Below are 12,097 nucleotides of genomic sequence, written 5' to 3'. Positions count from 1 at the left end.
AAACCTAGAGACGCGATATACAGACATCCAATCCGTCGAAAAACAGACCAAACCGCCCGCATATCTCTTCAGTATCATAACAATGTCAAACAGCGTGAGACAAAACAACAACCGGTTGCGCCCTAACTCGTCGGCGCGCCCGCCCGTTACTGCCTCTGTATATTTCCGCTTTGCTACCCTGTGTCGGGCGGTTCCGCGCCCCGGCGGCGATCGTGTGTCGCTGTCGGTGAGGGGCTATCTAGGCAATGCGCCGGACAAGCGCAAGAGCTTTTTTCGGGCTCTCGGCGTTTTTTCTGCTGCCGGCCTCAAAAGCACTGAAAAACAGGCATCGCCGGCACTGGATTTGCGGACATGCCGACCCGGCCCTGGCCGATCTTCGGCGGCGTCACTGCCGCCGGATGCACGGATTCGGAATCAACCGCCGCCCCGCGCCCCTGAAACGGCGATGGCGGCCACGGGATTCGCCGCAAGAGCGGCCGAATCCGATACGCGTGCGCGCGCCGCCATTTTTTCCATTTCCGCTCTGGACAGCCCGCGCGCACTCGCCTATTAGACCGCCACCCGCAGCGTCGCTGCACCCGTGCCCGGGTAGCTCAGGGGTAGAGCAGTGGATTGAAAATCCTCGTGTCGGTGGTTCGATTCCGCCCCCGGGCACCACTTTTCAAAGCAAAATCAATTAACTAGCCATCGCACAGTTTTCACTTCATGCGTTACACACTCATCGCACAGTTTTGCCGTGCGTTGAAGAAGCGCTTGGCGTGCTGAAAAGCTGTGTTGAACACAGTGTTTGGAATCAATGTGTTGGCCACAGCAAGTGGAACACAGCCTTTGCCCCACAGTAACTCGAACACGGTTTTCCCACACAGTCTTCTGCGCCGCTGTCCTATCAGGATTGGTCCAACATCTCATGTCGTAGGAAGTGAGAGCGTTAAAGCTGCCTGCATCTTAAAGCAGCGGGACGCAACGAAGACCTCGTCCCAATTCTATGGCACTGCAGATTATGGCCACGTTGGGGGCAAGTCTTCGGCGCTGGACGGGTGCCTGGACAATCCTAAATCGAGCTATGCGGGGAGCTCGAATCTTTTGGGGAATGCTGATACCCGAAATCCGCCGGATATTTCTTGCGCTGACACATCTTGCTGGAACTGACATCTGCGGGAAGTACTGAAGACATGCTGATAAGTCTCGACCTCCGCGGAGCGCCCGCAGATATGCAGCACGACTATTGGCAGCAAGTGTCGCCTGCTTCCTATCGGGTCGGCCGTGTGCCTAACGGCAACGGGTTGGACCTAAAGTCCAAACTTTGGGTGCTGGATGACATTGTTGCTAGCCAATTTTCAGCTAGCGCGCACCGCATTGACGCTGTGGCCGCAACACGTGGCAGGGGCAGAGCGCCCTATGTCAAAGTCCGGGTTTATGAAGCCGGTCATGCCGAAATCCAGGAGGCGTCGGGGCCCGGACACTATCTTTTGCGCCCGGGCGATGTTCATTTCATTGACCAATCACGCCCCTGGAGCGCCCGCTATGCCAGGCATAGCCAAAAGACGCTGATCATACCCCACGCACTTATCGGTTATCGCCCGTCAGAGCACCCGATCGCACGCACGATCAAAGGCACAACTCCAGCAGGCCGCATTTTGAATTATTCGATCAAGGCGTATTACGCGTCTCTGGAGAAAGGCGACGCCGACAATGCGGGCCTTTTGGCTGCCCTTGAGGCTGCACTGAATGGCGCTCTGGGTGTGAGTCGAAGGGCCGACGTAAGGGCGGCGACCATCACTGCCATGCGCCGTTTTGCTTTGGAAACCCCTATATCACAAGACGTGTCGGCGGAATCGGTGGCGAGGGACTTCGGAGTGTCGCGCGCCAGCGTTTTCCGAGCCTTCGCGGATGACGGTGGGCTTGGACGTTTCAGATTGGGAGTAAAGCTGGACCGCGCCCACGATGCCTTGGCTGGTCAGCCGCAACGGCGCGGCCATGTGAGCGAACTGGCCTCCGAGATGGGCTTCAGCTCTACGGCGCATTTCAGTGACGCATTCCAGAACCGTTTCGGGGTGAGACCCAGCGAGGCCAGCAAGCTGATCCCCAGCACATTGGTCCCGGACTTGGCGCCGGTTAACGATCCCAATGATCTCGAAGACACCTTGCGATGGTCTCTCAAAGCCATCGCGCGAACGACGGGCTAGGTCCGCGCGCGACCGGTCGTCAAATCTGAATTGTGAGACTCTGATGTAACGATCAGGACGCGGGAAGCTGTTAACTGCGGCTGCGCGTATGCATTCGCGGGGTCGTCAACAGCTTTACCGCGACGTTCGACTGTTCGTTTCCCCTCGGTATGTGCTGGCTCCTGAACATATCGAACATGACAAGGAAGAGATGACATATGAGAGCCAAGTTCATGATTGTGGCGTCCGCATTCGCGGTCTCTGGACTGTCAGGCTGTATCGACATGACCGACATTGGTGCGTCGGACCTGAACGCCGCCAATGCTCCGGATGCGCAGGCCCGTGCCGCCTGCGTGCGCGACGTTCGTGGCGTGACGGGTAACACGGATGTGGTGGTTCAGAGCTCCACGTTCTCAGAAGCAGGCACCGAGGTGATCCTGCTGGTTGGAGGAACAGGAACTTGGAACTGCATCGCATATCAGGACGGGACCACGGCGGGCATTATGTCGATAACGAACGAAGGCACCCTGTAAAGGGGCCTGAACACGACTGATGCGGAAGCGTTTGCTTTGGTGCCGATCGACTGCGGTGCTCCCGAGAAAAATGCGCAACTTTGGGTGAGAAACATGAAGCTAATTCAATTATTTGCATGCGCGTTCACTCTTGCATGTGTCCAGATAGCGGCTGCTCAGCAGGCTATCGTCGAGAGGATTCAATTTCCGGCCGGACAGAGCGGCACGACCATCAATGCGAGCCTGACAGGCTACGAAAGCGTCGAATACCTACTTGGCGCACGTGCTGGGCAACGCATGGTCGTCGAGATGTTCCCGTCGAACCCGTCGACCTATTTCAACATCTTCGCTCCAGGCAATCGTCCTGGCCAAGGCGCTGCGATGTACGTCGCGGCGACGAATGGGCTGAGGTTTGACGGAGTCCTGCCGAGCAATGGTGACTATAGGGTGCAGGTGTTCATCAATCGGAACGCGGCACGCCGCAACGAGAGCACAAATTATACGCTGAACGTTAGAATTGGGGGCGCAGCACCGAGTCAGGATTTCGCTGACGGCCTCTCCGGGGGCCCTGACTTCTGGGAGGTCTTCGGCGTGTCACAGAGTCTCAACGTCCGCGCGGCGCCCTCCACGAACGCCCAAGTGGTGATGGGGCTGCTGAACGGCACCGTCGTTCGCAATATGGGATGTCGGCGCAGTGAAGGCCGCGTTTGGTGCCAGGTCAGCCAGGTGGGCGGAGGTGTGACCGGCTGGGCAGCCAGCCAGTACCTGCGCGAGGCTGCTGCCCCGTCGGCATCCACCCGCCCTGCAGTAGATTCCGAAAACGTGATGCGTGTTGCCGGCGTGCCTTCGGACGACGTCTTGAACGTACGAAGCGGGCCGGGTACCGGGAACCCAATCGTGGGTGCATTGGCCAATGGTGACCCAGTCAACGTGATCGGCTGCCAACGCGCGGGAAATACGCGGTGGTGCGAGATCGAGATGATAACGGACATGCGCGAACGCGGCTGGGTCGCTGGCCGCTACCTGAGCGCGGCGGCAACATCTCCTCCAAACTCGCCCCCGGCCGTGTCTGTGCAAGAGCAGGCGTGTCTGCGTGCCGTGACCATCGAGACGAACAATCCCGATGTCGTTCTGCTTGGTTCCTCCTTCTCACAAGCCGGCACGGAGGTGTTGGTGGGTGTCGGACCGCAGCGCGCGCCGTGGCAGTGCATCGCCTATAGCGACGGCTCCACGACGCGTCCGATGTCGATGCGGAACTGAAGCTCACGACCGTGGCCCGTGCACTGGAGCGCGCGACGGGCCATACCTCCCATAAAAACTGAAACAGAAGGAAGAACTCTATGAATAAGGTAATCGTTGGACTCATCGGACTGGTTGTCGGTGCAGTCGGGGGTGCGGTCGTCGGGGGATCGCTCATCGGGGGCACGGCTGCCGGGATCGGGATTGGCACAGGGCTCAGCGCTGGCATCTGCTCGACGGTGCAGGCAGCGCAGGCCGAGGGCCTCGTGACGGCCGAACAGGTCGATCAGCTTCTCATGCGGGCTGCGCAGGAACTGGCCGGCACTGACGGGCTGCCCGAGGGCACGTCAGTCGTCGGTGGAGCTGCTGAATGTGCGGAGGTGATGGAATCGCTAAAGGCTGCCGCAAATTGATCTATTTCGGCGTTGCTCTCGTCTCGATCAGTTCAGCGGAGTACTGAAAGTGGAAGTCGTGCGGTGGAGGTTGTCAGTCGGAAAGACTGAAATTTCCGCCGCACGGCGATATTGACTGCAGCCGGACAGCTCAACGCTTGAGGGGCAGGTTATTCGAGATAGATTACATCGAAATCGGAAAAGATACTGACCCACTTCCTGAAGAGGAAACGCATGCTCCGCTTTCTCGCTGCTTTGTTCTTTGTGAAAGAGGCGGGTAATCCGGCAAAGCCTCTTAAGACTCTTTGCCTTTCGTTTTATCTCTTCCTAGCATGTATCTTTGTTACGATATCTGCGAGCGCAGTGCTCGCACAGTCCTCCCCCGACTGGTCGGGTCGCTGGGACACGTTCTGGCGTGACGGGGCGGCGGTAGTCGAGCTGCAGCAGGAAGGCAGCTCCGTGACCGGCACTTATGAGCCTGGCAGCGGTCTTATTGAGGGGCAGGTCGACGGGCAAATCTTGCGTGGCCGTTGGTTTGAGGATCAGGTCAGCGGGCAGCTAATCTTTGCAATCTCGGACGATGGCGGGAGTTTCACAGGACGCTTCGACACTGGAGAGTGGTGGAACGGACGCCGATCAGACGGGGCAGGTGAGCGCCTGATTACTGGCGATGCATCTCCACGGGAGACGCTCCAATCGATTGTCGCATCTGTGAGTGATTTCCTGATCGGCGGAGATGTGGACGCTCTGCGCTTTGCCCGGACTCTTCTCGAGTTCGAAGGAGGCGAAGCCCCGGCGAACACGCTGCGCCATCGCCAAGCGCTGCTTTGGGATATCATCGATCTGTCGACCTTCCGGGTTTACGATGCGCCAGCGCGTCCCGAAGCCGACATTGCCGCGTTCACTATCGCGCTTGATGGAACCGAGGCGTCCTACGATTTGCGATTCGTGCGAGCTGGTGACGGCGGTTGGCGACTACTTGTAGAGGACGCGGAAACTCTTTCAGCTGCCCTCAGGCGCTATCTCAACGCGCTTGGTGAGCCCAACGTGGCTGCAGCCAAGACCGCCATGGAGAATTCCCCGCGCGGCGTCATGCAAAGGTTCCTGTTCGGGATTCATGATTGGGACGGGGCGGGACGGGAAGCGGTTTTGTCGACGCTGGACCTGTCCATGCTGCCTGACCACCTGCACAGTGCGGAAGGACCATTGTTGGCGGACTATCTGAAGAACGTCCTCGACCGCGCCGGTTTTGTCTTCCTTCAGGAGATTCCCAACAATCCAAATCGGACAACGCCCTATGTCCACTATGCGCATCCTGTTGGGGACATTGTGATCGCGCGGATGCCGGCGGAGGACGAAGATGCGCCCGACCGATGGGCTTTGGATGCAGAAACACTGCGCAACTTGCCTGCGCTCTATTCGGCTATGCAAAGCCTTCCAATGGCCGAAGGCATCCCGCCGAGCCAACCGCTGACACAGTTCTTCTCTCTGCGAGAGCGCATCCGGGATACGTCCCCAGCCCTACTAAACCGCGCTGTGGTGATAGAGAACTGGCAATGGCTGGCGATCCTGCTGATGGTTGTGGCTGCCTCCGTTTTGGCTGCACTTCTCGGTCTTCTGGCACCAAAGACACGGGCCGAAGCCGACGATGACGCAGCCGATGCACCTGCTCTTCAAAGCAAAGGCCTGGTTCAGGCGGCAAGGCTGACCCTCGGCAGTCTGGTACTTGTTTGGGGCTTCAGCATAATTGGGATCATTGAGACGCCGCTCGCCGCGCTGCACACGCTCGTCTCTGTAGCGGCGGTCATAGGTGCGACCTGGTTCGCAGTCCTCGCGACCGGCATGATAGGAACCTTCTTTCAGCGCAGGGCTGCGTCTACAGTAGGTTATGCCGATGAGATCGTAACCGCGATGGCGATCGGCATCATCAAACTGACCTTGATTACGGTAGGTTTGCTTCTGCTCGCAGAAATCGTCGATCTTCCTTACGAGGGCGTTCTGGCGGGTTTGGGTGTTGGTGGCCTCGCCCTGGCATTTGCAGCACGCGAGACGGTGTCGAACGTACTCGGCGGGATACTTCTCCTCACCGACCGGCCCTTCCGGCGTGGCGATCTGATCGAGACTCACGGTCAACTCGCAACGGTCGAGACTGTTGGCATACGCTCCACGCGGCTAAAGCGGCTCGACGACACTGTGATGATCATCCCAAACGCCCAGTTGAGCGATCAGGTCATCGTGAACTGGGGATTGCGCGTACGCCGTCGTATCGACCTCTCGATTGGTTTGACCTACGACACCCCGCGCCAGAAATTGGATCAGTTCATCGAAGAACTGCGCGCCATGATTTTGCGGCAACCAAGCGCTGATGCCAAAGACTGCTATGTGGGGCTAAAGGACTTTGGAGAGTCCGCCATTGAGATCGAGTGCCGGTGTTTTGTATTCGTCTCCAACTACGACGATCAGGTGGCGGTGCGCTCTGCCCTCATTGCAGACATTGTGGATTTGGCGAAGCAGGTCGGGGTGAGCTTCGCCTTCCCGACCAGGACGATCCAAATTGTCAAAGAAGAGACGTGAAATCATTGGAAGTTTTTTTGGGTGGTTATTCGTCGGCCAACGACATTTCTCGGTATTGGATTTCGTTAAGCCTGCAGGCCGCGTCCTGACACCACTTTTCAAGCTTGGGATTGAAAATCCTCGTGTCGGTGGTTCGATTCCGCCCCCGGGCACCACTTTCCAAAGACACTGTTCCGCAGCGGGCCCGACGCGAAACCGCAGAGCCTGTGACAGAACCCGTTCGACCGGCGTTCTTGCAGTCAGCCCTTCAGGCCATCCATTTGCCCAGGCGGCGTTTGAACCTCTTGTGCTTGGGCAGGTACCACAGAGCCATCCCGCTCAAGCCGAAGACGATCAGCGCAAGCGACGTGATGTCGGCCAGGATCGTGCCCAGGCTCCAGCCCAGCCAGCCGGTGCGGTGGAACACCCCGAACACGTAGTTCCAGTATATCTTGCGCCCGACCAACGTGCCGTCCGGGGCGTAGTGCAGATTCTTCAGCCGCGACTTCACGTAGTAATGCCCGGTATTGACCGCGACGATGATCTGCCCGGCCTCGCGCTCGAACCGAATGGCGTCATGGCCGTGATAGACGACCTCGCTCACGCTCGTCATCGGGCTGTCCGGCCAATATCGCTGTGCGATGCCTGACGCTTGCTCCTCGGTCAGGGGGGGAGGGGAGCGTCGCGAACCGGTCTCCGACGTCTTCGTAGCTGACCAGCGGCAGGACCGACCGGATCGCCTGACCATGGTTAAGGTAGAAGCCCGTGAACCCGAACAGGATGACCCAGGGCAATGCAATCAGGCCCAGCCACGAATGCAACGTACGAAGGAACTTGAGAGTGGCCGCCATGCAAACACCTTTCCACACAGGCCGCGACCGGCCCTACGGACAGGATGCCGGTCACCATCAGCCCGATGATGCCACACGCCGCGCGGATATGCACTCTGCCGTGGGCGCGACGCTCAACCGCACTTGCTGTGGCCACAGCTCATGCAGGTCATGCAGCCCTCGACCATGCGCATTTCGTACTGTCCGCAGCTCGGGCAGGCCTTGCCGCGATTGCCCTCCATGTTCACGACCTGGGCCTGCGGGTCCGATTTCAGGCCCATCCCCTCGCCTTCGAGGAACCCGATCGAGATCATGTGACGCTCCAGCACGCCGCCGATCGCGGCCAGGATCGACGGAATGTACTTGCCGTTCTGCCAGGCCCCGCCGCGCGGATCGAACACCGCCTTCAGTTCCTCGACGACAAAGGACACGTCCCCGCCCCGCCGGAACACCGCCGAGATCATCCGCGTCAGCGCCACGGTCCAGGCGAAATGCTCCATGTTCTTCGAGTTGATGAACACCTCGAACGGGCGGCGGTGGCCGTTGATGATGATGTCGTTCACCGTCAGGTAGATCGCGTGCTCGCTGTCGGGCCATTTCAGTTTGTAGGTCGACCCCTCCAGCGCCTGCGGGCGGTCCAGCGGCTCGGACATATAGATCACGTCGGCGCCCTGATCGGCCTCGGGCGCCTTTTCGCTGCCCTCGCTCACGCTCAGGACGCTGCCCGTGACATCGTTGGGGCGATAGGTCGTGCAGCCCTTGCAGCCGGTTTCATAGGCCTGCAGGTAGACGTCCTTGAACGCGTCGAAATCGATATCCTCGGGGCAGTTGATCGTCTTGGAGATCGACGAGTCCACCCATTTCTGCGCCGCCGCCTGCATCTTGACGTGGTCGAGAGGCGCCAGCGTCTGCGCGTTCACGAAATAATCCGGCAGTTCGGCATCACCGAATTTCTCGCGCCACATCTGCACGGCATAATCCACCACCTCTTCCTCGGTGCGGCTGCCGTCCTTCTGCAGAACCTTGCGGGTATAGCTGTAGGCAAAGACCGGCTCGATCCCCGAGCTCACGTTGCCGGCATAAAGGCTGATCGTGCCGGTCGGCGCGATCGAGGTCAGCAGGGCGTTGCGGATCCCATGCTCGGCGATCGCCGCGCGCACGTCCTCGTCCATCATCTGCATCGTGCCGGACGCCAGGTATTTCTCGGCGTCGAACAGCGGGAACGCCCCCTTTTCCCTGGCCAGCTCCACGCTCGCCAGATAGGCCGCGCGCGCAATGCGCTTCAGCCATTCCTCGCATTTCTCCGCCGCCGCGTCGCTGCCATAGCGCAGCCCCACCATCAGCAGCGCGTCGGCCAGCCCGGTCACGCCCAGGCCGATCCGGCGCTTGGCCTGCGCTTCCTGCGCCTGCGCCTCCAGCGGAAACTTCGACGCGTCCACTACGTTGTCCATCATCCGCACGGCGGTCGCCACCAGCTCGTCGAGCTGCGCACCGTCGATCTCGGCGCCTTCCTCGAACGGGCGGTCCACCAGCCGCGCCAGGTTGATCGACCCCAGCAGGCACGCGCCATAGGGCGGCAGCGGTTGCTCGCCGCACGGGTTGGTGGCCGAGATCGTTTCGCAATAGCTCAGGTTGTTGGCCTCGTTGATCCGGTCGATGAAGATCACCCCCGGCTCGGCATAGTCATAGGTCGCGCGCATGATCTTGTTCCAAAGGTCGCGCGCCTCGAGGGTGTGATAGACCTTGCCGCCAAACGTCAGCTCCCACGGGCCGTCCGCCTTGACCGCCTCCATGAAGGCGTCCGTCACCAGCACCGACAGGTTGAACATGCGCAACCGTGCCGAATCCGACTTGGCGGTGATGAAATCCTCGATATCCGGGTGGTCGCAGCGCATCGTCGCCATCATCGCGCCCCGGCGCGACCCCGCCGACATGATCGTGCGGCACATCGCATCCCACACATCCATGAACGACAGCGGCCCCGACGCATCCGCCGCCACCCCGTGCACCGCGGCCCCGCGCGGCCGGATGGTGCTGAAATCATACCCGATCCCGCCGCCCTGCTGCATGGTCAGCGCGGCCTCTTTCAGCATGTCGAATATCCCGCCCATGCTGTCGGGGATCGTGCCCATGACGAAACAGTTGAACAGCGTCACGTCCCGGCCCGTGCCGGCGCCCGCCGTGATCCGTCCCGCAGGAAGGTATTTGAAATCCTCCAGCGCGTGAAAGAACCGGTCCTCCCATTTCGACGGGTCTTTTTCCACCGCCGCCAGCGACCGCGCGATGCGCCGCCAGCTATCTTCGACCGTGCGGTCGATCGGGGCACCATCGGCCTGTTTGAAACGGTATTTCATGTCCCAGATTTGTTCGGCAATCGGGGCGGCGAAACGGGTCATGGCGCGAATCCTCGTCGGCGTTTGCGATGGAAGGCACCCAGAATGCCTGAAAGACGCGATTTGCACAACTGGTTGAAGCTGAATTTGCACAGGCTACCATATACAGCGTCGCTTGTGGGGGAATCTGTGGATAAGTCGATGCACCTGGTAAAGCTCAGCGCCGGAACGGAAAGCGTGGACAGCCTCGAGGCTTGGCAGGATCAGTTCCGCCAGCGTTTCGAAGACGGCCTGCCGCGCCACGTCACCCGCATGTGGCCCAAGCGCGAGGCCGAAATTCTCGACGGCGGATCGATCTACTGGGTCATCAAGGGGCTGATCCAGTGCCGGCAGCGCATCCTGCGCATGGACGAGGTCGACCGCGGCGACGGCATCCGCCGCTGCGCGCTTGTCCTCGACCCGACGCTGGTGCGCACCATGACCGCGCCGAAACGCGCATTCCAGGGCTGGCGCTACCTCAAACCCGCGGACGCCCCGCCCGACCTGCCGCAAAACCGCCAGAACGAGGACGCATTGCCACCCGCGCTGGCGGGCGCGTTGGCCGACATCGGGGTCATCTGACCCCGGTCGCGCTTCTGCGTATCATTCGGCCCCCGGCACCGAAATCAGGACATATCCGCCGATCCGGTCGACCTCGTCGCCACCGAACTCTTCCAGGATCTCGGCAAGGCCCGCGCTGCCCGCAGGACACCCCACCAGCCAGCGCGTATGATCGAGGTAATTCACCGTCGCCGCGCTTTCACCGACCAGGCGGCACGGATCGTCATCCCCCCTGAAGCCCCGCATCAACGGCAGGTCTGCGGGCGCGCCCGAATCCGGCGACAGGTAGCGCGCATTGACCCAGCCCAGAATCGCGCCGCCCTGCGATATCGCGCACCATTCCGGCAGATCGGCGCGGTTGGCGGCGTCGGGCGCGGGCTTGACCAGGGCGCAGACCTCCTTGCTCAACCCGCCGGACCCGTTCGGCAATTGCGCCACCACCTCAAAGCGGGTCGACGGTCCGGCCCGCACGTTCAGGAAATCGTCCGCGGCAACGCCCGTCACGCGGAACGGGTCCGCCATCGCGGGACCGGCCAGCATCAGGCCCACGGCCATCCAACAACGCAACATCGCGCTTCTCCTTTTTCACCGGCACGATCCTGCCACATGACAGGCACACGGTCGAGCCACGGACAAAGGCGCGGAATACCGCCGAAAACACCGCCCGGCACGCCGGAAAACGCGCGCTTCTTCGCTTATCGCGATCCCGTGAATACGCGTTACCGGACCAAGGGTTGTATCGTCTGCAAATCACATATGTCACGCAGACGGGCAGTGAATTCCTGACCCGCGAAACGCCCGGTGCGCAAAACCCGCGACCGGAGCCAGGAAAAACGAAAGGATGGAACGATGCGCAACACAATGACAGCACTCGCCACCGCAACCGCGCTCACCGCAGCGCCCGCTTTTGCCGGCAACATGGATGCACCCGCACCCGCGCCGGCCGTCGAACCGATGCAGCAGGCCGTCCCGATGGGCGTCGACTGGACCGGTGGATATGTCGGCGGACAGATCGGTTATGGCGATGTAGACACCAACGCCGGCGTCAGCGGCGACGGCGGGATCGGCGGTCTTGTCGCCGGTTACGACTACGACTTCGGCAGCTACGTGCTCGGCGGCGGTCTGGACTACGACTTCGCCAGCATCGACGTCGGCGGCGCCACCACGCTGGAAAACGTGGCACGCCTCAAACTGCGTGGCGGCTACAAGATCGGCAATGGCCTCGCATACGCGTCGGCCGGTCTCGCCCGCGCTGAAACGGATACGCTGGGCAACGACAACGGCTACTTCGTCGGTGTCGGCTACGAGCACATGGTTAGCGACAACTTCTCGGTCGGCGGCGAAGCCCTGTACCACAAGTTCGATGATTTCAACAGCTCCGGCATCGATGTCGACGCCACCACGGTTCAGCTGCGCGGCACGTTCCGCTTCTGATCGCGGCAACAGCCCCGGCTTACCTCGGGCCATCGCGCG

Annotated in this window: 11 protein-coding genes and 1 tRNA gene; 9 read left to right on the top strand and 3 right to left on the bottom strand. The window is 60.9% G+C overall.

Annotated elements, in window-relative coordinates; all coding sequences use genetic code 11:
- The 7 genes from BLT50_RS19495 to BLT50_RS17730 form a co-directional block, all read left to right on the top strand.
- Positions 1-553, top strand: a 553-nt coding sequence (locus BLT50_RS19495; protein WP_217629247.1) for a hypothetical protein, incomplete at its 5' end; no start/stop codon positions are given.
- Positions 554-582: 29 nt separating this feature from the next.
- Positions 583-657 (top strand) — tRNA-Phe (locus BLT50_RS17760).
- Positions 658-1,136: 479 nt separating this feature from the next.
- Positions 1,137-2,186 (top strand): helix-turn-helix transcriptional regulator, encoded by a 1,050-nt coding sequence (locus BLT50_RS17755; protein WP_139170569.1) that lies wholly within the window; start codon positions 1,137-1,139, stop codon positions 2,184-2,186.
- Positions 2,187-2,449: 263 nt separating this feature from the next.
- The gene (locus tag BLT50_RS17745) at positions 2,450-2,698 is read left to right on the top strand and encodes a hypothetical protein (RefSeq protein ID WP_090030476.1); all 249 of its coding nucleotides are present in this window, start codon (positions 2,450-2,452) and stop codon (positions 2,696-2,698) included.
- A 39-nt stretch (positions 2,699-2,737) separates the two neighbouring features.
- Entirely contained in the window at positions 2,738-3,937 is a 1,200-nt protein-coding gene (locus tag BLT50_RS19630; RefSeq protein ID WP_245723447.1) for an SH3 domain-containing protein, read from the top strand.
- Between the two features lie 80 nt (positions 3,938-4,017).
- Positions 4,018-4,329: a hypothetical protein gene (locus tag BLT50_RS17735; protein ID WP_090030472.1), complete on the top strand. Its 312-nt coding sequence runs from the start codon at positions 4,018-4,020 to the stop codon at positions 4,327-4,329.
- 213 nt (positions 4,330-4,542) lie between these two features.
- Positions 4,543-6,882 carry a mechanosensitive ion channel family protein gene (locus BLT50_RS17730; protein ID WP_090030470.1) on the top strand — a complete coding sequence of 780 codons (2,340 nt, stop codon included), beginning with the start codon at positions 4,543-4,545 and terminating at the stop codon, positions 6,880-6,882.
- Between the two features lie 247 nt (positions 6,883-7,129).
- Here the strand turns inward: BLT50_RS17730 and BLT50_RS17725 are convergent, their stop codons facing one another.
- Positions 7,130-7,474 carry a hypothetical protein gene (locus BLT50_RS17725; protein ID WP_090030468.1) on the bottom strand — a complete coding sequence of 115 codons (345 nt, stop codon included), beginning with the start codon at positions 7,472-7,474 and terminating at the stop codon, positions 7,130-7,132.
- A gap of 351 nt (positions 7,475-7,825) precedes the next feature.
- On the bottom strand, positions 7,826-10,087 hold the full coding sequence (locus BLT50_RS17720; protein WP_090030466.1) for an adenosylcobalamin-dependent ribonucleoside-diphosphate reductase: 2,262 nt from the start codon (positions 10,085-10,087) through the stop codon (positions 7,826-7,828).
- Between the two features lie 126 nt (positions 10,088-10,213).
- On the opposite strand from BLT50_RS17720, the gene BLT50_RS17715 reads away from it, so the two are divergent.
- Entirely contained in the window at positions 10,214-10,645 is a 432-nt protein-coding gene (locus BLT50_RS17715) for a DUF1489 family protein (RefSeq protein ID WP_090030487.1), read from the top strand.
- A gap of 21 nt (positions 10,646-10,666) precedes the next feature.
- On the opposite strand, the gene BLT50_RS17710 is transcribed toward BLT50_RS17715, so the two are convergent.
- A complete protein-coding gene (locus BLT50_RS17710) occupies positions 10,667-11,194 on the bottom strand; it encodes an SH3 domain-containing protein (protein ID WP_139170568.1) in 528 nt (175 codons plus the stop codon).
- 279 nt (positions 11,195-11,473) lie between these two features.
- Between BLT50_RS17710 and BLT50_RS17705 the strand changes: the two genes are divergently transcribed.
- Entirely contained in the window at positions 11,474-12,058 is a 585-nt protein-coding gene (locus BLT50_RS17705; protein ID WP_090030486.1) for an outer membrane protein, read from the top strand.
- The last annotated feature ends 39 nt before the right edge of the window (positions 12,059-12,097 follow it).

The sequence above is a fragment of the Lutimaribacter saemankumensis genome, from assembly GCF_900100005.1.
GTDB lineage: Bacteria > Pseudomonadota > Alphaproteobacteria > Rhodobacterales > Rhodobacteraceae > Lutimaribacter > Lutimaribacter saemankumensis.
This window is presented reverse-complemented; position numbering and strand designations above follow the sequence as displayed.